Consider the following 22,871-nt stretch of genomic DNA (forward strand, 5'->3'; position numbering starts at 1 on the left):
AACCCATTTTAAAATTCAAGTTTCCCGCTCTCTCAAAACCAATCTGTAGGTGAACGAATAGAACATCAAAGACGCTTATATGAAAATAAAAAGGTGCGGAACTTAAAATACGGTTGACGCGTCTTCTTTAATGACTATGATACTGTCGCCTCTTGCTCTTCTTTGACCGCTTTTTCAATATCTTTAAAACGGCTAGATACAGTTGACGCACTAATACCATATTTTTTAGCCAACTGTGCTTGAGAAAGTGGTGCTTCACTTGTAAGCGAATGAATATAGTATTCAATTCCCGCAGCAAATGACTCTGCTTTACGGATGACCGGTGATTTCTGATCACAGTATGCTTTCCAAACAGTTAGAGCACCATCTATCAAGCTTTGATCACCATGTTCTTTCATCCCATCTTCAATCAGCTTCGCTGTTTCAAACTGAGCATCACTTGTCCAGTCCATACGCTCTGCTGATAATCTTGTGCCTTCTTCAGTTTGATGAGCGATTTCAGACCCTTCAACTTCTTGTTTTGCAAACATGCGCTTCAACACTTCAGGATATAACTCTCTCATAAATGTGGTACGCTCTCCCCCATTTACTTCATAGTCCTCGACCAGTTGGCGAATTTGAAGTAGAAGTGTATCTGTAAACTCTTTAGCAAACATCGTATATTGAATGAAGAACTCTGCTTTTTTTTCAAATTGAACAGGAAAGCCAAGTACGAGACTGCCCTTTTCAGGCAGTACAGTTTGATCCGGTTTCACGTCAACTTCAACCTTCTTATTTGTTACCATATCTTCAAAATAAAGAGATTTATCTGTTTTTTCATTGAGTAATAGTAAAGATGGCTCCATGTCCGTCCAAGATTGAACCACTTGTCTTGTTTTAGGACGTGTAATATCTCCTGCTCTTTTTGAAAGGAATTCACTAAAAATCGTTTCACCTTTCTCTGTTAATGGACGGAAGAAGATGCCCCAAACGCTCAAATGAAATACTGAGATTTGTTGCGTTTCTTTATCCATTTCTGCAAGAAAAGAAAATTCATTTATGAATTGATTGATCGCTCTCTGATGCTTAGAAAACGCATAATTCATTAAATCCTTTTGAACTTGTACAACTTCCTTAAACACAAGCTCAGACGTTTGTTGCCTGCCTGATTTCTGACCACAGCAATGTTTATATTTTTTTTCGCTTCCGCACGGGCAGAGCGCATTTCGTTTAATTTTTCCCAAAATAAAACCTCCGACATTCTAGTCTAACCTCACTATTTTAACAAACGATTGTACAAGAGGGTTTCATTTTCAAGAAATAAGAAAAATCAGAATGATCAGAAATATAAGCAAACCTTACTGAAATGAAAGTTTATCATAGGAAAAACACCAATCCCTTGTTTATATTCCCCATTCATTCCAACAGATTTTTTCAGCTCATCCCTTCGAAAAGCTGTTTTGCTTCAAAATAAAAGATTTGAATAAACTTCTTCGTATTTACTCTGCCAGTCGATCCGGCATGTGAAGATGTTTTTTGCATCTCTTTCATTCTTTGGCTGACATCGGTAAAATCAAAAAACTTCGAAGCATAATGTTCAAACTTAGGATTCGAGAAATCTGTTAGCCCAAGTGAAGCGAAATGATTCAATGAATGATGAATCGCCCGTCTAATACGCTGTTCAGCTGCTTTCACTTCCCTCATCACCTCCACATCGGTCGCACCGTGATGTAGCTTTCTTTCCGCAGTCTTGATAAAAAGCTGTTTTAATGGAGGGAAATTTACTTCGTGGGAATTGGCTGTCTGTGTTTCATGTAAATATGTGAGAATCTCAAGTAAATCCTTTGAGCCACTCTCCCCTACAATGCCTAATTCAGATAAGAGAAACTCGCCAGCCTCTTTCATCGTTCTTCGCTTTATTACAGCTCCCGTTTCATGAGAGATCATCGGCTGTAAAGGTAACACACGTTGAAGTGAAACTTGAATATCGAAAATTGATTTCTCCAATTTTATGCGCTCAATCACTTTTCGAATGACACTGACAATCTCAATGCGGTTGACAGGCTTATGAATGTAATATTCAATTCCCAGTTCATAGGCTTCTGCCATCATTTCTTTCGCCTCTACTTGAGAGATCATGATGACCTTGCCTTTGAATTCATGTTGAATATGCCGAACCGTTTGAATTCCATCTCTAGCAGGCATCAGGAGATCAATCAGAAGGATGTCTACTTTCTTTAAGTTCAATGAATGAGCTTCTAATCCATCTCCGTCATCTGCTTCATCCACTACCTCTCCCAAATCTTCATCCTCTATGATTTGGCCTAAAATCGAGCGTATCGCACGATCATCATCTGCAATGAAAAACCGCATACACTCACCCTCTCTGTATTAAATTTTTTATAGGAAGGATCAGCTTAAAAGCCGTACCTTTTGTTTCTTTTTGTTCGATCAACAATTGACCGCCAAGCTCTTGAACCAGCTCTCTAACATACGATAAACCAATCCCAGTAGACGGCGTACCAAATTCATCAAATTTTGACGTATAACCTGGGTCAAAAACAATCTCTCTCAGCTTTTCAGGAATACCCGGTCCATCATCCTCGATCCGAATCTCTAATTTATCATCAATTCCTTTAAGGACGAGTGAGATTGTTCCGTTATCTTCTATCGCTTCAACCGCATTTGACATCAAATTATTAATCAATGATAAGAAAATAAAGACATGAAAATCCTGCATATGAATTCCTTGAATATCGGACTTAAATAAAATGGTTTTACCAAGGGATTGGGCATATTTCTCTTGAATGCCGATCACAAGTTGAACAAGCTCTTCTGCTTTCATATAGTCTTGCATATTTTCCTTGGAAATCAGCTTAGAAAGCCCAGCAAAAATACGCTGATTATCCTTTTTCACTTCATGAATTTCTCCTGCCAGCTTTAATAACTCTTGACTCACTTTCTTACCTGCTTCGTGGTCATTCAATATGCGGTATAGCCGGTAAGATTCTTGCGTAATGTGTTCTGTGTGCTTTAATGTCTTCTTCAAATGTACGGTTTCCTCGTATAAATTCGAAATGACCATCATCATATGCTCATTCTGTTTCATAATTTGTTTTTCTCTTGATTGTGCCTCATAGAGTTTCATCATATTAAAAAAGCTGATGACCACAAAGCTATGAGCAAACGCAATTAAAACCATATCACTCAGCTTTGATAACGTCATGGTTGTATCAAACACCAAAAATTGTACAAATAGCTCTACAAAATCAGCAAGTAATTCAATTATAAGACCGATCAGTCCAATGAAAATAGATTGTTGCTTAAAACTTCCGGTACGGATGAAATAAAACAGGAAGGCATAAGTAAGATAAAAAAAGAAGCTTGGGAACTGTTGATAAAATGATTCCACTACATTTGCCTTGTGCTGAATAAGATCTAACCCTACTCGAACAATAACAATGGCTGTTCCTGTTAAGAAGCCAGGCAATAGCGGTCTTGATTTCCTTAAGAGTAATAAACAAAAGAAAAATGTGGGTGGACCGAAGCTGATGCGAAATGTTTCGTTCACAGGATAGAATTTCAACTCTCCTGCAAGGGGCACAATTACGATCATAAAAAATAAAATGAATGCGTCCTTTTTAACAAGCTGATTTATACTCAAATGACTGACATCCCTTCACCTTTTGCATAGCCACAGTATACAAGGAGACGCTTTTCTTCACAATGTACAAAAAAATAATTTTCACCCCAAGTTTTATCCCCAAAATCATTTTTTAAGACTATTCTCCGGAAAAGCAAGGTGACCTTTCAGCTATCCGACTTTTGAAAAATCCTCTACAATGATCGGAATTATTTAACACAATAAAGCCGCACAGATTTTTATTTGTAAGTTTTTTTGTAGAATTTCGTCAGATTGTGTAGTTTCCAAGATAAATTGAATGAACAATTTTAGTGAAACTATATGTAAGCGTTTTCTGAATTTTCACTAAAAACCCTTTCTCCGCCAAAGCCTTTATTTGAACATACATTTAGGTGTAAAGGAGTGGGACAAGCAGCGCATGACAAGTTCATTGAAGATGTGTAACATGTTTTCGTGCCTATTTGATCGCATTTTTTGTCATCCGCCAATTCAATAGTGTACTTTTTTATTTTTGATTGGAGGAATCGTATGAAAACAGCTATTTCTAATCCTACGCAACACGCGTGTCAGTCTTCTGTCGATCAATGGGCAGAAGAAATACGACCTTATTTCAAAAACGGTCAAAATGCTGGCTACATTCCAGCACTCGGAAAAGTCAATTCCTCTCAACTGGGTATCAGCGTCATAGGACCAGATGGATCATCCGTTCGATATGGTGACTGGGACGTTCCCTTTACCCTGCAAAGTATCTCAAAAGTCATCAGCTTTATAGCTGCCTGTTTAGGAAGAGGTGTACCATACGTCTTAGACCGAGTAGATGTAGAGCCGACTGGTGATGCATTTAATTCCATCATACGCCTTGAGATGCACAAACCAGGGAAGCCTTTTAATCCAATGATTAATGCTGGAGCTATTACCGTATCCTCCATTCTTCCCGGAAGGACTTCTACAGAAAAGTTAGCATATATTTTCGATTTAATCGAAAACTTAATAGGGCAGCACCCTTCTGTAAATGAAGAGGTGTACCAATCAGAATGGGAAACTGCCCACCGAAATCGGGCACTTGCCTATTACTTAAAAGAAACCAACTACTTAGAGTCAGATGTTGAGGAAACATTAGAGGTCTATTTAAAGCAGTGTTCTATTGAGGTAACAACAGAAGACATCGCCTTAATCGGACTGATTATTTCAAGTGATGGCTATCACCCTTTTAAACAAGTCCAAGTCATCCCAAAAGATATCGCAAGACTGACAAAAGCGTTAATGCTGACATGCGGCATGTATAATGCGTCTGGTAATTTCGCTGCATTCGTAGGCGTTCCAGCCAAAAGTGGTGTGTCTGGAGGAATTATGGCTTGCGTTCCGCCAAGCGCAAGAAGAGAATTCCCTTTTAAGACAGGCTGTGGGATCGGCATTTATGGTCCGGCCATTGACGATTGCGGAAATAGCATTACAGGCGTCATGATGCTAAAAAAACTCGCTAAAGAGTGGGATCTCAGTATTTTTTAAAAAGAACAGTGATGAATTCAAAGAGGTGTTGTTATGAACGAAAAAGCTTTGTTATCTTATTTAACATATACAAATGATTTTATTTGGACTTATATTATCATTGTGCTGTTACTTGGAGTTGGGATTTTCTTCACGTATAAAACACGCTTCCTGCAAGTCAGAATGATCAAAGAGATGGTGCGTGTCCTTAAAGAAGGAACAAAAGAAAAAGAGGGCATTTCGCCGTTCCAAGCATTCGCCATCAGTATGGCGGCGCGTGTAGGAACAGGGAATATCACAGGGATTGCCATCGCTATTGCTATAGGCGGACCTGGGGCGATTTTTTGGATGTGGATCGTAGCCATCATCGGTTCTGCCTCAAGCTTTGTCGAAAGTACACTGGCTCAGGTATATAAGGTGAAAGATCATTCAGGATTCCGCGGTGGACCAGCTTATTACATGGAAAAGGGTTTAAACAAACGTTGGATGGGGATTTTATTTGCTATCCTTATTACGATTTCATTTGGAGTCGTCTTTAACGCTGTTCAGTCAAACACCATTACAGTCGCCTTCAAAAGTTCATTTGGACTTGATCGTTTAATGGTTGGTATCATCATGGCTGTCATTTTCGCAGCGATTATTTTCAAAGGAATCCATGCGATTGCAAAGGCATCTGAATACATTGTCGTTGTGCTTGCCATTGCTTATATCGGAATTGCCTTCTTTATCATCGTAACAAATATCACAGAACTCCCTGGCGTTATCGGAACCATTGTGAAACATGCCTTTGGATTTGAACAGTTTGCTGGTGGTACACTAGGCGGTGCTTTACTGCAAGGGATTAAACGTGGTCTCTTCTCAAACGAAGCCGGTATGGGTAGTGCACCTAACGCAGCAGCGACTGCTGTAACGAGCCACCCTGTCAAACAAGGGTTAATTCAAGCATTTGGTGTGTTAACAGATACGTTAATCATTTGTACAAGTACAGCCTTTATTGTTTTGTTCTCTGATGCGTATCAAACAACCAATTTACAAGGAATTGAATTAACACAGGCGGCATTAAGTGATCACATTGGACCTTGGGCATCCGGTTTCCTTGCGATTATGGTTTTCTTATTCGCCTTTAGTACATTAATTGGTAACTATTACTACGGTGAAACGAACATTGAATTTCTTGGAGCAAACAAATTTTGGCTTAATTTGTATCGAGTTGCCGTTATTGGTATGGTGCTCTTCGGTGCCGTTGCCAAAGTTCCTGTTGTCTGGGGTCTAGCCGATTTATTTATGGGTTTCATGGTCATTGTCAATCTCATTGCGATAACCATGTTGTCTAAGGTCGCCTTTGCGGCATTAAAGGATTATACGAGGCAGAAAAAAGAAGGGAAAGACCCTATCTTTTATAAAAATGCCGTTCCGCACAATGAATACATTGAATGCTGGGATGACGAACCTGCATCTATTAAAAAAAATCAAATTGGCTAAATCTAAAAAGCTCTGGTCATCCGATCAGAGCTTTTTCCTTCACTTCAAAAATTCCAGCATGAGCTGATTCACGATGTCTGGCTTTTCATGGTTGATCCAATGCGAGGCATCATCGACAAATATCAACTGTCCATTTGGACAAATTTTGATCGTTTCTTTCGCCAGCTTTCTGCTAAGAAATTTGTCCTCCATTCCCCATATCATCCGAACAGGAACTAGAATACGTTTTGAAATCGGCTTTTCAAAGCCCCCCTTTTTTATGGCTCGATACCAATTCAGCATCGAAGTGATGGCTCCAGGCTGTGTCCATGCAAGTTTGTAGCTTGAGACATCCTCCTTGGTGAACAAATGTGGTCTAGAGCTAAGACCTATTGCCTCGTCCAGCCTTTGAAAGTGATTTTCCTGAAGCGCTGCCTCTGGTATATGTGGAAGCTGAAAGAAGGCGATATAGGAGCTCTTTTTCCATTGTGGCGGATAAAAAGGGAGAACCTTCATCATGACACGTGGATGGGGCATATTGACGATCATTAGTTTCTCTACATATTGAGAACGCGTGGAAACCAAATGCCATGCCACAGTTCCGCCCCAATCATGCCCACCGACAATCGCTTTTTGATTTGGACTAAGCTCCTTTATCAGACCAACGATATCATCTCTCAACTTATCCAAGACGTATGATTCGATACCTTCTGGCTTATCGCTTAGATGATACCCTCTTTGATCTGGAACGACTACACGGAAGCCAGCCTCAGCCAGCGGAATAATTTGATGTTTCCATCCGTACCAAAACTCTGGGAATCCATGCAACAGCACAAGCAGCGGACCATCCTCAGGACCAGCGATTGCTGTATGGAGTGTTACACCATTTGTTTGGATATATTGAAACTCGATTTGTTCCATTCCTTTGCCACCCTTCCCCTTGTCCTTTTATTCTTCCAACATAGCATATTTTCCATTTTTCAGAAAATAAAAACACTCTCACAAAAAAACCTCCACCTTTGGTATTGGTGAAGGTTTTCCTTTATTTCATATAATTCAAAACCCAAATAATTCCATTCTTCCGATCCTGTACCTGTCCGTTTAGTGCACCAAAGAACGTATCCTGCAATTCCACTAGCACATCTCCATCCGCTTCAAGCGCTTCATATACGGCCTTTAATTCTTCCTCATTGTCAAATTGCATGATTAGACGAAGATTCTCCGATTTTGGTGTGCGACCGAACGTATCTGAGAAATGAAGCAACGATTCACCAAGGTGCAGTTCAGCATGTAACACACGATCTTGTTGCTCATTTAAAATATGAATGTCTCCACCAAAAATCCCCTGATAATATTGAAGAGACTCCTTGACATCATCCACTACAATATAAGGACTAACGCTGATCATTTGACTCATCCTCCTCTTGTTCCGTACAACATGCTCTTATATAGCTTATCCCAAATCGTAAGAAAAAAGGCACAAATCGTCAACGGATTTGCACCTTTTTCTCATGAAGTTTTCGCTAATTCACTGTGTCTGTTTGAATAAGCTACATACATGACAAAACCGATCAACAACCAAACCCCAAAGTAAAGCCACGTCCGGATTGGTAAATTGAGCATAAGGAATAGGCAACAACCCATAGATACAATGGGCAATACCGGAACAAAAGGAACCCGGAATCCCCTTTCGAGCTGTTTGTGCGTCTTTCTTAAAATGAGCACAGATAAACTCACCATCGCAAACGTCAACAATGCCCCAATGTTCGCTAAGTTTGAAAGATCTTTCAAATCAATAAACCCTGAAATAACAGCTGTCATTCCGCCAATCATCCATATGCTTGCAACAGGCGTATCACTCTTGCTTGTTTTCGAAAAAACTTTAGGTAAGAGACCATCACGCCCCATCGCATATGCGATTCGTGTCGCCGCATAATTATTGGCGAAAATCACAGCCATCAATCCAATGACAGCACCGACAGAAATAATGCCAGCTACGCTATGCTGATGCACACTTTGGAGCACATAGGACATCGCTTCTGTCACATTTAATTCTGTATAATGCACCATTCCTGTCATGACCAAACAAACGGCAATGTAAATGATCGTACATATGAGTAATGACCCAATAATGCCAATTGGCAGGTTCCGCTGTGGATTTTTGACTTCTTCCGCAGAAGCTGAAATCGCATCAAATCCTAAAAAGGCAAAAAACACAGCAGCTGCGCCCGCAATGATACCTTCCGCGCCAAACGGCATGAATGGCTGCCAGTTATCTGGCTGCACATAGAAGCCACCTACTACAATGAAAAGAACAATAATGCCAAGTTTCACAAACACCATGATATTATTGAACTTTTTACTTTCCTTCGTTCCTCTTGATAAAATCCACGCAATCAGTAAAACAATGAGAATCGCTGGCAGATTCATAAGCCCGCCTTGTTCAGGTCCCGCTAGGAATTGATGAGGGATGGATACACCAAACCCCTCCAGCAAGCTATTGAAATAACTGGACCAGCCACTAGCAACAGCCGAAGCGGTCAGCATATATACGGACAATAAGGTCCAGCCCATGAGATGACCTACGAGCTCACCCATCGTTGTATATGAATAAATGTATGCACTTCCAAACACAGGCATCGCCGAAGCCATCTCTGCATAGCAAAGTGCTGCTAAACTGCACACAACCGCTGCAATAGCAAAGGAGAAAATGACGGCCGGTCCTGCATCCTTTGCTGCTGTGATGCCGGTTAAAACCATGACCCCCGTCCCGATTACAGCCCCGATACCTAGGAGTGTTAAATCGAGTCCTCCCAGCGTTTTCTTTACTTTTTGTTGTCTACTCCGTTCTAACAAATCATGAATGTGTTTCTTACGAAGAATATGTCGCAAATCCTTTCCCTCCAAAACGTTAGAAAACCACAAAATCATTCATATTTTATTATAGCAGAATAAATCCTAAGACTTCATAACCAATTCACGTAAATCTTTCTTCATAATTTTGCCAAGCTTATTTTTCGGTAATTCTTGAGTGAAATGAATGGACGGTACTTTGTAATCTGCCAAACGCTGCTGACAATAGTTCACAACATCTTGTTCACCAATATCGGCGGATTCATCTTTGACGATAAACGCACTTGGCACTTCACCATATACATCGTCTGGTACACCAATGACCGCTGATTCAATCACACCTGGAATTTGATCAATGACTTCCTCGACTTGATCAGGATAAATATTATCTCCACCATACAAAATGACATCCTTGTATCTACCTGTGATATAAAGAAAGCCGTCTTCATCTAAATAACCTGCGTCTCCCATATGGAACCAGCCGTCTTTCAGCACCTTTTCAGTGGCTTCTGGCTGCTGATAATAGCCAAGAAAATAAAATGGGCTTCTCATGACAACTTCGCCAATTTCTCCGATTGGCATTGTCTCTTTCGTATCAGGATGGACAATTTTTACTTCTACCTCGGAATCAACCTTACCAGCAGATCCCATTTTATCTTCACCCATTTCAGGATGCCACGAACTGACAATCCATGCCTCTGTACTGCCGTATCCATGCATCATTTGAATCCCAGCCTCATTGTAGTCCTTAATCAAGCGTACCGGCACCTTCGTTCCACCAGAAATCGCAATTTCAAAGGATGAGAGATCATACGAACCACGTTTCATCTCTTCTAACATATACGTATAAGCAGATGGGAAGGCCATCATGAATGTAATACGTTCCTGTTCAATGGTTTCTAAAATGCGTTTTGGTGTAGCGTCATTTAAAAAGACAATGGTATACCCTTCAAGTGCCCCAGAAATTAGATGATTTATAGAACTCATATGATACAGAGGGTGACTCGCCAAATATCGTTTTCCTCTTAAGTCAAATCCTCTATTACGGGGTCTCGTAAAGAATTGATACAATCGTCCATGTCCGACCATACAGCCTTTTGGATTGCCAGTTGTACCAGATGTAAACAAAATCATCGCAAGGTCATCTTCTGAGACCGCCTCTGCAATATGACTCCCATCATTTGTATCCAACATATCTTCAAATAGCTTCGTTGTTTTTGCATTCACGCCAGATTCAATCATGAGACAGTCTTCTAAAGAAACATTCACAGCGGCAATGATGTCACGAAATTCCCGATCAAAAAATAACGCCTTCGGTTCTGCTTTTTTCAAAATACCTTCCAGCTCAAAAGAAGTGAGCTGCCAGCTAAGTGGCACTGCGACTGCACCTGCTTTGATCACAGCTAACATAATCGTCGAAAAGTGGTGGTGATTTTGACAAATAAAGCAAATACGGTCACCTTTTCGAATCCCTTTACGATTTAAGTAATGAGCCAGTTGGTCGATCCGTTTTGCGTATTCTTCAAATGTATAAGACACACCTCCGCCAGTTACCGCCTCAAGATGAGAAGAGCGCTCCATTCTGTCGTTTAGTAATGCCTGTAAAGTATTCAATATCTTCATCTCCAAACGTTTGATTTCCATTCACCGATTTCCAATCAATTGGATTGGTAGATTTTATCTCAATCATTCACATTCTAAAATAAAAATTGCCGAAAGTAAAATTATTTCATTTTGGAATTGTTCTTTTTATTAATTGATAATATAGGTAATTTTCTAACTGACTTCCATTTTGGTTTAAATGATGATGATGAATATGATAAGATAGACCTAGTAATTGATCGGAAAAAGTGAATGCAATAGGAAAAGAGGTATGGAGAATGCAACATTTCGAGCTAGAGGCAAGTTTGTTAGACCATGCACTGACGAAATACTTAAAGGCGACAAAACGAATAGATGAAAAGAACATTCCGAAAAATGTCACGAATGTGAAAGGGTTTATTTTGCGTATCATTTACCGTCACCAATCATGTACTGTAAAGAATATTTTGCAGGAAGTTTCATTATCTCCCTCTGCTACAACCACCGCTCTCAATCACTTAGAAGATGAAGGGTTAATTATTCGCTCTAGAAATAACAATGACCGCCGTACAGTATGGATTACTTTATCTGAATCTGGTAAACAAATTGCAAAACAAATGATCGACAATCGTCAGTTACTCGTCAATCAATTTTTTGATCACCTATCAGAGGAAGATAAAAAAACATTCTTTGAATTGATCGAGAAAATGATGGATGAACGCACATTAAAGGCTTAGGAATCCCTCTTAAGCCTTTTTCGTTTTATGGCTTCAAAATGACTTTAATACAATCATCTTGCTTTCCATTGAATATTTGATATGCATGCGCTGCTTCATCTAACGGCAGTTGATGGGTAATAATTTCTTTAGGATCAATTTCACCGTTTGCCACCTTTTGATATAACTTTGACATATACCCCCTTGCAGGTGCCTGTCCCATTTTCAATGTGACATTTCTTGCGAAAAAAGCGCCTAATGGGAACATATTATACAGACCGCCATACACACCAGTCAGTTGAACCGTTCCACATTTCCGAACGGCTTTGGTGGCGATTTGAATCGGTCCAATCGTCCCACCTTGTAGCTTGAGCTTCTGCTCAATTTTTTCAAGCGGCGACTTTTTCCCATCCATACCGACACAATCAATGACGACATCCGCTCCACCCTTGGTAAGCTCCTTTAAGGTTTCCCCCATATCGGCATCTTCTGTAAAATCGAATACTTCTACACCGCTCATACGTTTTGCATGACGCAGGCGATAATCAATATAATCGACGGCAATCACCCGCTTTGCACCTTTTTGCCAAGCAAATTGCTGTGCCATTAACCCAACAGGTCCACAGCCTAGTACGATGACGGTATCGCCCTTTTTCACACCGGCGTGCTCCACACTCCAATAGGCGGTTGGCAGAACATCAGATAAGAACAACAATTGTTCATCTTCTAACTCACAATCATCAGGAACCTTAAACGGTGTATAGTTTCCAAATGGAACACGTAAATATTCCGCCTGCCCGCCGGGGTAATTCCCGAATTTCTCACTATATCCAAGTAATCCACCTGAATCATAATGAGGGTTAGATTCATCACATTGACTTTCTAAATGATGATGACAATACTGACAATTGCCACACGCCATCGTAAATGGAATGACGACACGATCTCCCTTTTTCACAGCCGTTACATCTGACCCGACCTCCTCTACAATACCCATTGGCTCATGTCCAATAATATAGCCGATCGGCAGAGGAAAGTTCCCTTGATACAAATGCAAATCTGATCCACAAATAGCAGTAGACGTAATCCGAACAATCACATCTTCACGATCTTGAATAGTCGGCGCATCCACTTGCTTCACGGCAATTCGATTCTTTCCTTGATAGGTAACAGCTCTCAACGCATTTCCTCCTTTATCGCAAGTTATCTATCATAGCTTCACCTTGAAAGAATGGTTTATGCATAAAAAAGGGAGTAGAGAAGCTTGTTCATTCAGAGAACCTATAGGAGTGCGCGCGCTCTCTAATGATTTGATTTAATCCAGTAGAATGATATCCCTGTTTACATTAAAAATGTGCTGCTGTATGAATAATGTTCTCTTTCGTATTCACTCCCTTTACTCAATGAATTGATGTCTATTTATAGCAAGTTGTTCCTTTCCACAGCGAGGATTGCTCCATTTCCGCTGCAAGTCTCAACAACCAATCTTCTTTTCCTTTAGGAGCTGTCACCTGTACACCTAAAGGCAGGCCTTCTTGCGTCAGATGAACAGGAACACTCATGGACGGCTGACCTGTTAAGTTGGCTAACTGTGTAAATGGTGTGTAGGTGAGACTTTTCAAGAACATATCATAAATGAGATCCTGCTGTGCTTGCATAGAAAGAGAAGAGACACGTAAAAGTGCTGATATTTCCTGATCTGTTTGCATGAGCTCACCAATGCGCGGAGCGGAATAAGCGGTGGCAGGTGTCACGTAGAGGTCATACGTCTGATGAAATTCTGCCATTTGTGCAGCCGCCATATCCCATGCATCAAGACTTTCCGTATAGGCAGCAGCCGTAACATTCTTCCCTGCCTCTGCCAACACCCACGCAACGATATCAGTTTCCTCTGGCTTCACAGGTCGACCAAGTGATCGAGCCAAGGATGTAAATAATGCAGACATTTCTCCACTGTTCATTACATAATATTGCTGTATCAGATGGACACCATCAATAGCTGGCTTCGCTTCCTCTATTTGGTGACCCTGTTCACTTAGCCATTTCATTGTTTGCAGGACAGCTATTTTTGCTTCCTCACTGACTTTCGTTCCAACTGGGGATTCTATGCAATAAGCTACACGCATACGAGGCATACGCTTCACTATATCCTCTTGATAGCTGCCATCGTATAACGGTGTTTGGAAGGCGGCTTCCGGCTGAATGACTTGAAGCAAGTCAAGAAGTGCTGCACTATCTCGAACCGTTTTGGTCAAAGTAAAATCTATCGAAGCCCCTTGCCACTGTCTTCCTACGCCAGGACCTACTGGTGTTCTGCCTCTTGTCGGCTTTAATCCAAACAAACCGGTAAATGATGCTGGAATACGAATGGACCCCCCACCATCACTTGCACCTCCTGCTGGCACAATACCGCTTGCAACTGCGGCGGCGGTGCCACCGCTTGAACCGCCAGGAGAATGCGCCTCATTCCATGGATTTCTTGTCGGACCATGTAACGCTGGTTCCGTTACATTTCTCAAACCGAATTCTGGTGTGTTTGTATGACCGATCATCAGGAGCCCAGCCTGCTTCAACCGGCGGACAAAGTGCGAATCCTTTTTTGCTTTTACATCTTTTAACAGCATAGAACCCGCTGTCAAAGGCTCATTTTCTAGTCCTTGTGATATATTTTTCAGCACAAATGGAACACCCGCAAACGGCTGATAGGCTTCGAGATGCTTGATATCTTGTGCAACTTGTTCTTCTCTTGTGCGAATGACCGCATTTAATGAAGGATTGACTTCCTCCAGTCTAGTAAACGCAGCCTGCACAAGCTCTTGAGGGGTCACCTGCTTATTTCGTACAAGCGCTGCCAAACCAGTCGCATCATACGTCATATACTCTTTTACATTCATTTGCATATCCTTCTTTCTCTGATCATGATCTCTCTATTGTCTACTAGAAGCGATTGAATTTCAATGTAAGGCTTTTTGAGAAAAAACTTACATACACACAATGAATCTTCTAACAAAAAACTTGTATTCTCCGATATAATAGAGAAAAAAAGACGGAGGTCATCTCGTATGCAAGGAGCCCTTGCTCTGAAAAAGAAAGTATTGGTTGTCATTGCGTTTCTTCTTGCCCTGACAACTGCTTTGCCCTTCCACACACAAGCAACACAAGCAGCCACACCGCCAAAAGAAACAGAGGTCATCATCGTATATAAAAACCAAAAAGGAAAACAAACAGCACTTGAGGAAAGTGAAAAAGTGAAAGCACAGTACATACACCTTCCAGCTGTTGCTGTCACAGCGAATGAAAAAGCTGTATCCTCCCTAAAAAAAGACCCAAACATTGCCTATGTGACAAAGAATGTCAAAGTGAAACTGGCTTCTTCTACCATGACAAAGCACACTACTACACTACAGGATGAATTGGTTCAAAAATCTTATAACCTACAGAGATTGAATATAAAACAAGCATTAAAAGATGGGGTCACAGGGAAAAATATTAAAGTAGCAGTCTTAGATACTGGAATTTTTCCGCATGAAGATTTGAAGATTGCTGGCGGTAAATCTTTCGTGAATTACACATCCTCTTACAAAGATGATGAAGGACATGGAACGCATGTCGCTGGAACAATCGGTGCTCTGAATAACGATTACGGTACAGTCGGTGTCGCTTCTGGTGTGAAGCTGTATGCCGTGAAAGTATTAGATAAAAAAGGAGAAGGCGATTTGTTCAGTCTGCTTCGAGGCATTGATTGGGCAATTACCAATAAGATGGACATCATCAACTTAAGCCTTGGATTTGAAGATAACATTCCTATCTTACATTCAGCTGTAGATAAGGCTTACAAAAAAGGACTGCTCGTCGTTGCTGCCAGCGGAAACGACGGGAAGAAAAACCATATCAGTTATCCAGCCGCCTACAGCAGCGTCATTGCTGTCTCGGCTACCAATAAAAAAGACAAACTCGCTTCCATTTCCAATACAGGGAAGGCGATTGAATTTTCTGCCCCTGGTGAGAATGTCATCAGCACCTATTTGAAAAATGAATATTGGTACGCAACTGGTACATCTCAAGCCGCACCGCATATCACAGGAATGCTCGCTCTATTAAAGCAGCTTCATCCGAAGAAAACAAACGTACAGCTTCGCACCTTACTGCGCAGCTATACGGTGGACCTTGGAGCAAAAGGAAAGGATTCACAATTTGGCTATGGCCGCGTGCAATATATTCCGCAATCCACCTTTTTAAAGGCGGCAAACAGTGCTGTTAAAAAAGCCGAAACGTCCAAAAAGCAAGCGGATGTCGATCAAGCCAAAACGAAAATAAGTCGGCTCACAGCAAGTAAACAAAAAACAGCGCTCACTGAGCGGATTAAAAAGGTACAAACGATCATCAATATCCGTTCAGCACGTGCAAAGGTCAAATTAGCTGAAAAAAACAAGACGCAGGGCTCCATAAAAAGTGCTCAAACCGCAATCTATAAACTAAGCACAAGCACAGAGAAAAAGAGTCTGCAAAAACGGCTCGATCAAGTCAAAAAACAAGTGGACTATCAAAAGAAAGTAACCGACGCAAAACAAAAAGTAAAAAAAGCCGAAATCAAACGAACAAAGAAAACAAAAGCTGCCGCTCAACGTGCAGTAAAAAAGCTAAAGGCATCGAAAACGAAAACAGAATTACAAAAACGATTAAACCGCATTAAAGTATGACTTGTCTTTGGCTCTGCCCCACTGAATAACTAAAGCTAGCAGCCTATGAAAATCGATTCCTTAACGTAAAGGAATCGATTTTTTTGCGTCTATTTATCAACTAATAGCGGAACAAATGTTGCGTGATGATACACTCCTTCTGCATCAGACTTCACTTGAGAAAGTATGCTCTCTAAAGAATCAATTAATAGATATAACACATTGTAAACCGAACCATTCTCAAAACACTCCAAAGCCTCCGGCAATTCATCTTCATCTAAAATGAAATAGTCACCATTTGGAAAGACTAAAAGATCAATCATTAAATCTTCAAAGATGACCATTTGTTCCTTTATACAAGTGTTCTTTACAATATTAAAGTAGGAGCCGAGGTAATTACCTTGATGATCTCTCCAAAAATATAAATTGTAGGGGCGATCTTCCCAATAATACGCGGTGGTATAACTCCCCTTAGGAATCGTCAATTTGTTTTGACCGGCGATCATTGAAAACGTGTCTTCAATCTTGTGAAACAACACAAGTTGTTGTTCTTGTGAATCTAAAAACTGACAAGTATATTCTACAACCCCTGCATCATATCTGATTTTTCTCTCTATCACTTCATCCCATTGATGTGCATGTATCTGAAACAAGATTTCACTGCTCCTTCCGACATCTACTTTCATTGCACCTTTTAGAATAATTTGTCGTATTTCGTATTAGTAGCTCTTCACTTGCGTACCATTCTGATTCACAAATTCTTTCTCAAACGTACGCTTGAAGCCCATTTTTTCATATAATCGAAAAGCGGCTTGATTTTATCAGATGTATGAAGATAAAGGACGTTCTCGCCCCATGTTTCTGTCAGCGCAATGCTTTTACATAATAACGCCTCTACAATCCCTTTTCCTAAACGGACAATAGCTGATGTAATGCCCATCCTCACTCACTGCCTCACGAATGATCAGCTCTTGATATTGCTTCATTTCAGCACCTCCAAGTGTCTAATAAAAATCATGTGATAGCTGCATGTCAATCATCATCTTCTTTTCTCTTCATCCAATGTAAAGAGTCTCTTCCGAAAGATCAATCATTTTTCATGAATCAGGCTTCGTATTTTTTGATTGAAAAAGAAGGCTTGATTCATTATGCTAATTTGAGGACGTTATCAGTTTATACACTAGGAGTGTTGTCATCACATGAATTCATTATCTGACCCGCAAGAATCGAAGAAAAATCGCTTTTTACTTGCAGCATTGCTTGGTTCTTTAACAGCACTTGCACCTCTGGCAATGGATATGTATTTACCTGCTTTGCCAAATATTTCTCGTGATTTTGAAGCAAGCACAACCTTATCCCAATTAAGCCTAATGGCTTGTTTAATTGGGCTTGCCCTCGGTCAGTTGATTGCTGGACCGATCAGTGACACCATTGGCAGAAGAAAACCGCTCATGGTTGGACTCGTCATCTTTATTGCAGCATCTCTTTTATGTACGGCTGTCACATCCATTTGGATGTTTATTCTGTTAAGACTGATTCAAGGACTGGCGGGATCAGCAGGAATTGTCATTGCACGTGCCATTGTACGCGATCATTATGAAGGGTCAGAGATGACGAAATTCTTTGCACTGCTTATGCTTGTAAATGGGGTTGCCCCAGCAGCGGCCCCTATCGTTGGCGGACAGATTTTACGTTTCACCACATGGCAGGGCGTGTTTATTTTACTAGGTATCCTTGGAGCTCTCATGCTTCTAAGAGCCATGTTTTCTTTGCAGGAAAGCTTACCTGTTGAGCGAAGACAAGCAGGGGGCTTCCAACAAATCCTTGCCTCCATGAAAATACTGACCAGTGATCGCTTATTTGTCGGTTATGCACTTTCGCAAGGTCTTGTCTTTGCCGCAATGTTTGCGTATATCTCTGGTTCACCATTTGTTTTACAAGAGATCTTCCACCTCTCTCCGCAAGGCTTCAGTGCGGCTTTTGCTGTCAATAGCCTTGGCATCATCACAGCAGGACAAGTATTTGCTCGTATCGCTACGAAAATCGGCGAAGAAAAAGTGCTGCGTATCGGGCTAGTGACAGCTACTGTAGGCGGGGTCACCTTATTCATGATGATCTCTATTGATGCAGGATTGCTTGGCATTCTCATCCCGTTGTTTTTTGTCGTTTCAAGCGTTGGAATTGTCGGTACTTCTGCTCCATCTCTTGCGATGCAGCATCACGGTGCACATGCAGGAAGTGCGGCTGCCCTTATCGGCGTTGCGCAAATGCTTCTAGGTGCGTGCGTGACACCGCTTGTCGGCTTAGCCGGAAGTCAAACAGCCTTCCCAATGGGGCTCATGATCATGCTCTGCGACCTCGGCGCACTATGTTGTTATTTTTTCTTTGTCGCTCGATCTAAAAAAAGAACCGTGTAATCGGGGCTTTTCGTTTTAGATCAATCATCTACTGACAATAGATAGTGTAAAAATCCTTTTGTTTTATGTGTATGTAAGTCAAAGCCGATATTCTAAGACCAGTCGCACACACCCCATACTGGCTAGTTGCAGTTTTAAACAACCTTTACTTTTACACCAATCATACTGTTTATGATTGGGGCGTCCAGAGAGATCATGAGAAGAAAGAAAATGCGGTTAGAAAGTAGACATTGAAAAAGCCCCACTCTTTACGTTTGAAAGAGTGGGGCTTTATCGAACTCTTTTATATGTGCACAAATCCTTCTCCAAACACATCGCGCACGTCATGAACAACAACGAATGCGTTTCGGTCAATTTTCTTAATAATTTTCTTTAAACGCATAAGCTCCTGCTTTTGAATAACCGCATATAAAATTTCTTTTGATTCCTTTGAATAATGACCTCGTCCATTTAAGATCGTCACACCTCGGTCAAGGGTGTGATTGATTTCTTCTGCAATGTCATCTTTACAAGAAGAAATAATTGTGACAGCCTTTTTCGTGTTAAGCCCTTCAATGACAAAATCCATAACCTTTGTTGCAACGTACAGCATCACAATAGTCAACATTAATTTTTCAGCACCAATAATAAAGTAAGAAGCAAATACAACAATAAGATCAAAAAACAAGATAGCATAGCTGACATTCCAGTCTAAATACTTATTCGCCATTCGCCCAAGGATGGCTGAACCTGCCGTTGTTCCACCGGCTCTTAATACAAGGCCGATACCAACCCCGATAATGATCCCTGCGAAAATGGCACCAATGATCAATTCATGTATATTTACAACCCATGTTGTGGTCAGGTGTAAAAATAGTGAGTTACTTGCGACGGCGACCACTGTATAGATTGTGGTCTTCTTGTCCAAATATTTATACCCCACAAGAAGTAGAATGGCATTAAGCACAAGGTTCGTCAGCCATGGTGCAACCTCAAACAAATAATAAAAAATAATGGAAAGCCCCGTTACGCCGCCTTCACCAAATTCCAGCGGGATGACAAACATATTCACAGCTACTGCAAATAAAAAAGAACCGATCAGAATCATGACAATATCTTTTACACATTTCTTCAATTTCATCTTTCCTCCCTTTTTTAAGCATATAAAAAACCCTCTTTCTGCACGAAAGAAGACAGTCGATAGGCAAAATAAAATCAAAAGACCCTGCCTTTTGATGATGCTTTCTGATATGAACCTTTCCATAATATATATCTCTTTTTAGAGACTGTCAATGACTTGATTTCCTAATATTTTGACTGCATTTTTATACATTAAAACCCGCATGTTTTAAGGTTTTTTTCATCAATTCATGCTTTTTCCTCTCCTTGACAAAAACACTTTAGTCATTTAAACTACTGCCTCATATCATATCCATCATTTCCAATCTAAAAAGGAGGCTGTTCTATTCATATGAATCCACTTCAAAGCCGCTTACAGACTCATGCGCCATTGATTTTGGACGGTGCTCTTGCGACAGAGCTTGAACGAAAAGGCTGTGATTTAAACGACCGTTTATGGTCTGCCAAAATACTCATTGAACAGCCTGAATTGATTCAGCAAGTACACTTGGACTACTTCCAAGCAGGTGCTGACTGTGCAACAACTGCCAGCTACCAAACAACCATTGATGGCTTCGCTGAAAAAGGTTTTACAAAAGAAGAAGCCATTGAACTAATGAAACAATCTGTCGTTTTAGCAAAAGAAGCACGAGATGTCTTTTGGCAAGATGAGAACAATCATCAAGGGCGGGTAAAACCATTTGTCGCTGGTTCCGTTGGACCATTCGGCGCTTATTTGTCTGATGGTTCTGAATATAAGGGAAATTACGGGCTGACAGAGCAGGCGCTCATTGATTTTCACAGACCCCGAATTCAAGCGTTAATTGACGCTGGTGCAGATGTTCTCGCTTGTGAGACGATTCCTTGCCTCATTGAAGCAAAGGCTATCGCAAGGCTGCTGAAAGAAGAATTTCGTGACACCTATGCATGGATCACATTTAGCGCAAAAGACGATCTACATATTAGTGAGGGTGATTTGATCAGAGAATGTGTACAAGCAATTGAGTCTTACGAACAGATTGCAGCTGTTGGCGTGAACTGTACGCCGCCGCAATTCATTTCATCCCTAATTGTAGAAATGAAAAAAGGCACAAGTAAGCCAATTGTGGTGTACCCAAATTCAGGGGAAGTGTATGATCCAAAGCAAAAGGTATGGAGTGGAGACACTTCTCATAATACTTTTGGCGATTGTGCTTATCAATGGTACAAAGACGGCGCACAAATCATCGGCGGCTGCTGCCGAACAACGCCAGAGGATATTACCGACATCCTGCAATGGGCAAAACCGTAAGCTTCTTGAAGCTTCACACATACTTCTAAGCAAAAGGACGGGAAGACATGGAACAAGCAAAAGATCAGTCACAACAATATCAACGAAAAATGACGAGCCGGCACCTGTTCATGCTTTCTTTAGGCGGTGTCATCGGAACAGGACTCTTTTTAAGCTCTGGGTATACGATCAATCAAGCTGGACCAGCGGGAACGATTCTCGCCTATCTCGTTGGTGCATTAATCGTTTATCTCGTTATGCTCTGTTTAGGTGAGCTGTCTGTCGCGATGCCGGTCACAGGGGCGTTTCATACGTATGCGACGAAATATATTGGTCCTGGTACAGGCTATACGGTCGCATGGCTCTACTGGCTGACATGGACGGTGGCACTTGGTTCTGAATTTACAGCGGCAGGACTTTTAATGCAACGCTGGTTTCCAGATACGTCGGTTTGGTTGTGGAGTGGTGTCTTCGCTCTCTTCATTTTTTTACTAAATGCTTTTACAGTCAAATTCTTTGCCGAATCAGAGTTTTGGTTTTCTAGTATTAAAGTAATGGCTATTATGCTCTTTATTATCCTTGGCGGGGCTGCCATGTTTGGCGTGATTCCACTAAAAGGCGGTGAAGGCGCTCCGTTTTTTTCAAACTTCACTGGGGAAGGTGGTCTTTTCCCAAACGGATTTTTACCGATTATCATGACCATGCTTGCGGTCAATTTTGCTTTTTCGGGTACTGAGCTCATTGGGATTGCTGCAGGTGAAAGTGTGAATCCAGATGAGACCATTCCGCGAGCGATTCGCACAACAGTACTACGCCTTGTGCTGTTCTTTGTTGGAACAATCATTGTTCTAGCCGGTTTGATTCCCGTGGAAGAAGCCGGGGTGATCAAAAGTCCCTTTGTTGTCGTATTTGACCGGATCGGCATTCCTTATGCCGCAGATTTCATGAATTTTGTCATCCTTACCGCCATTTTATCAGCGGCTAATTCTGGCTTATATGCGTCTTCACGCATGCTCTGGTCTCTTTCAGAGGAACGCACACTGCCAAAAAAATTGGCGAAGCTCACAGCAAAAGGCATTCCTTTGAATGCACTCATTTTAAGTATGATTGGCGGTATCTTATCTTTGTTATCGAGTGTCATTGCCCCAGAAACTGTGTATCTTGTACTTGTCTCAATCTCGGGGCTTGCGGTTGTTGTCGTCTGGATGGGGATCGCCGCCTCACAGTTCATGTTTCGGAAAAAATTTTTACAAGACGGCGGGCAGCTAAACGATCTGAAATTTCGGACACCACTCTATCCAGTGGTTCCTATTGCTGCCTTTCTCCTATGCCTTGCATCAGTGATTGGCATTGCCTTTGATCCAAACCAACGAATTGCACTCATTTGCGGTATTCCCTTCATCATTCTCTGCTATGCCGCTTATTATATGACCGCATGGATTCGCAAAAAACGAGAAAAACTTGATGTGTAATGTACTAAAAGGCAATGATTGATAGACGAGCGCCTTTTGTTAATGAGCCGAAAATCGTTGAGCCGAAACACATCTAAGGGGAAAGTTTATTCCCTCATCATTTGTGTTCAACTCACGATAACCCTAATCAAAGCTGAAGCTCGATTTGTGGGAGACACGCTGATGAGTGTTTGTTTATCGACGATCCCTCCTTTATGACGATTGGGATTAATTG

The 22,871-nt window shown here is 41.2% G+C and carries 19 protein-coding genes; 7 read left to right on the plus strand and 12 right to left on the minus strand.

Annotated features, from left to right (window positions below; all coding sequences use genetic code 11):
- Positions 1 to 134 precede the first annotated feature (134 nt).
- From ACIQCE_RS13935 to ACIQCE_RS13945, 3 genes are all read right to left on the minus strand, one after another.
- Complete coding sequence (locus ACIQCE_RS13935; RefSeq protein WP_400495519.1) at positions 135 to 1,223, minus strand: SEC-C metal-binding domain-containing protein; 1,089 nt, start codon at positions 1,221 to 1,223, stop codon at positions 135 to 137.
- 190 nt (positions 1,224 to 1,413) lie between these two features.
- On the minus strand, positions 1,414 to 2,352 hold the full coding sequence (locus tag ACIQCE_RS13940; RefSeq protein WP_400495520.1) for a response regulator: 939 nt from the start codon (positions 2,350 to 2,352) through the stop codon (positions 1,414 to 1,416).
- Between the two features lie 4 nt (positions 2,353 to 2,356).
- A complete protein-coding gene (locus tag ACIQCE_RS13945; protein WP_400495521.1) occupies positions 2,357 to 3,643 on the minus strand; it encodes an ATP-binding protein in 1,287 nt (428 codons plus the stop codon).
- Between the two features lie 507 nt (positions 3,644 to 4,150).
- Between ACIQCE_RS13945 and ACIQCE_RS13950 the strand changes: the two genes are divergently transcribed.
- Together ACIQCE_RS13950 and ACIQCE_RS13955 are read left to right on the plus strand one after the other, a co-directional pair.
- Positions 4,151 to 5,131: a glutaminase gene (locus ACIQCE_RS13950; RefSeq protein WP_400495522.1), complete on the plus strand. Its 981-nt coding sequence runs from the start codon at positions 4,151 to 4,153 to the stop codon at positions 5,129 to 5,131.
- Positions 5,132 to 5,164: 33 nt separating this feature from the next.
- Complete coding sequence (locus ACIQCE_RS13955) at positions 5,165 to 6,592, plus strand: alanine/glycine:cation symporter family protein (protein WP_400495523.1); 1,428 nt, start codon at positions 5,165 to 5,167, stop codon at positions 6,590 to 6,592.
- Positions 6,593 to 6,631: 39 nt separating this feature from the next.
- On the opposite strand, the gene ACIQCE_RS13960 is transcribed toward ACIQCE_RS13955, so the two are convergent.
- From ACIQCE_RS13960 to ACIQCE_RS13975, 4 genes are all read right to left on the minus strand, one after another.
- The gene (locus tag ACIQCE_RS13960; RefSeq protein WP_400495524.1) at positions 6,632 to 7,492 is read right to left on the minus strand and encodes an alpha/beta fold hydrolase; all 861 of its coding nucleotides are present in this window, start codon (positions 7,490 to 7,492) and stop codon (positions 6,632 to 6,634) included.
- A 121-nt stretch (positions 7,493 to 7,613) separates the two neighbouring features.
- Positions 7,614 to 7,979, minus strand: coding sequence for a VOC family protein (locus ACIQCE_RS13965; protein WP_400495525.1), 366 nt, complete (start codon positions 7,977 to 7,979; stop codon positions 7,614 to 7,616).
- A 101-nt stretch (positions 7,980 to 8,080) separates the two neighbouring features.
- Positions 8,081 to 9,463, minus strand: coding sequence for an amino acid permease (locus ACIQCE_RS13970; RefSeq protein WP_400495526.1), 1,383 nt, complete (start codon positions 9,461 to 9,463; stop codon positions 8,081 to 8,083).
- Positions 9,464 to 9,529: 66 nt separating this feature from the next.
- Positions 9,530 to 11,038: a class I adenylate-forming enzyme family protein gene (locus ACIQCE_RS13975; RefSeq protein WP_400495527.1), complete on the minus strand. Its 1,509-nt coding sequence runs from the start codon at positions 11,036 to 11,038 to the stop codon at positions 9,530 to 9,532.
- A 266-nt stretch (positions 11,039 to 11,304) separates the two neighbouring features.
- Between ACIQCE_RS13975 and ACIQCE_RS13980 the strand changes: the two genes are divergently transcribed.
- On the plus strand, positions 11,305 to 11,742 hold the full coding sequence (locus ACIQCE_RS13980; protein WP_353853901.1) for a MarR family winged helix-turn-helix transcriptional regulator: 438 nt from the start codon (positions 11,305 to 11,307) through the stop codon (positions 11,740 to 11,742).
- Between the two features lie 25 nt (positions 11,743 to 11,767).
- Here ACIQCE_RS13980 and ACIQCE_RS13985 read toward each other — a convergent pair whose 3' ends face one another.
- Positions 11,768 to 12,901 (minus strand): zinc-dependent alcohol dehydrogenase, encoded by a 1,134-nt coding sequence (locus ACIQCE_RS13985; protein ID WP_400495528.1) that lies wholly within the window; start codon positions 12,899 to 12,901, stop codon positions 11,768 to 11,770.
- A gap of 235 nt (positions 12,902 to 13,136) precedes the next feature.
- Complete coding sequence (locus ACIQCE_RS13990) at positions 13,137 to 14,615, minus strand: amidase (RefSeq protein ID WP_400495529.1); 1,479 nt, start codon at positions 14,613 to 14,615, stop codon at positions 13,137 to 13,139.
- 168 nt (positions 14,616 to 14,783) lie between these two features.
- Between ACIQCE_RS13990 and ACIQCE_RS13995 the strand changes: the two genes are divergently transcribed.
- On the plus strand, positions 14,784 to 16,421 hold the full coding sequence (locus tag ACIQCE_RS13995; protein ID WP_400495530.1) for a S8 family peptidase: 1,638 nt from the start codon (positions 14,784 to 14,786) through the stop codon (positions 16,419 to 16,421).
- A gap of 89 nt (positions 16,422 to 16,510) precedes the next feature.
- On the opposite strand, the gene ACIQCE_RS14000 is transcribed toward ACIQCE_RS13995, so the two are convergent.
- Together ACIQCE_RS14000 and ACIQCE_RS14005 are read right to left on the minus strand one after the other, a co-directional pair.
- Positions 16,511 to 17,053, minus strand: a complete 543-nt coding sequence (locus tag ACIQCE_RS14000; protein WP_400495531.1) for a DUF402 domain-containing protein — start codon at positions 17,051 to 17,053, stop codon at positions 16,511 to 16,513.
- A gap of 98 nt (positions 17,054 to 17,151) precedes the next feature.
- Positions 17,152 to 17,340 (minus strand): hypothetical protein, encoded by a 189-nt coding sequence (locus tag ACIQCE_RS14005; protein ID WP_400495532.1) that lies wholly within the window; start codon positions 17,338 to 17,340, stop codon positions 17,152 to 17,154.
- A 259-nt stretch (positions 17,341 to 17,599) separates the two neighbouring features.
- Here ACIQCE_RS14005 and ACIQCE_RS14010 point away from each other — a divergent pair, with 259 nt between their 5' ends.
- Complete coding sequence (locus ACIQCE_RS14010) at positions 17,600 to 18,817, plus strand: multidrug effflux MFS transporter (RefSeq protein WP_400495533.1); 1,218 nt, start codon at positions 17,600 to 17,602, stop codon at positions 18,815 to 18,817.
- A gap of 283 nt (positions 18,818 to 19,100) precedes the next feature.
- Here the strand turns inward: ACIQCE_RS14010 and ACIQCE_RS14015 are convergent, their stop codons facing one another.
- Complete coding sequence (locus ACIQCE_RS14015; RefSeq protein WP_400495534.1) at positions 19,101 to 19,931, minus strand: YitT family protein; 831 nt, start codon at positions 19,929 to 19,931, stop codon at positions 19,101 to 19,103.
- 336 nt (positions 19,932 to 20,267) lie between these two features.
- On the opposite strand from ACIQCE_RS14015, the gene mmuM reads away from it, so the two are divergent.
- Together mmuM and mmuP are read left to right on the plus strand one after the other, a co-directional pair.
- Entirely contained in the window at positions 20,268 to 21,206 is a 939-nt protein-coding gene (gene mmuM, locus ACIQCE_RS14020) for a homocysteine S-methyltransferase (RefSeq protein WP_400495535.1), read from the plus strand.
- A gap of 47 nt (positions 21,207 to 21,253) precedes the next feature.
- On the plus strand, positions 21,254 to 22,657 hold the full coding sequence (mmuP, locus tag ACIQCE_RS14025) for an S-methylmethionine permease (protein ID WP_400495536.1): 1,404 nt from the start codon (positions 21,254 to 21,256) through the stop codon (positions 22,655 to 22,657).
- Positions 22,658 to 22,871: the final 214 nt, after the last annotated feature.

It is taken from the genome of Bacillus sp. NPDC093026 (assembly GCF_044754665.1).
Taxonomy (GTDB): Bacteria; Bacillota; Bacilli; order Bacillales; family Bacillaceae; genus Bacillus; species Bacillus maqinnsis.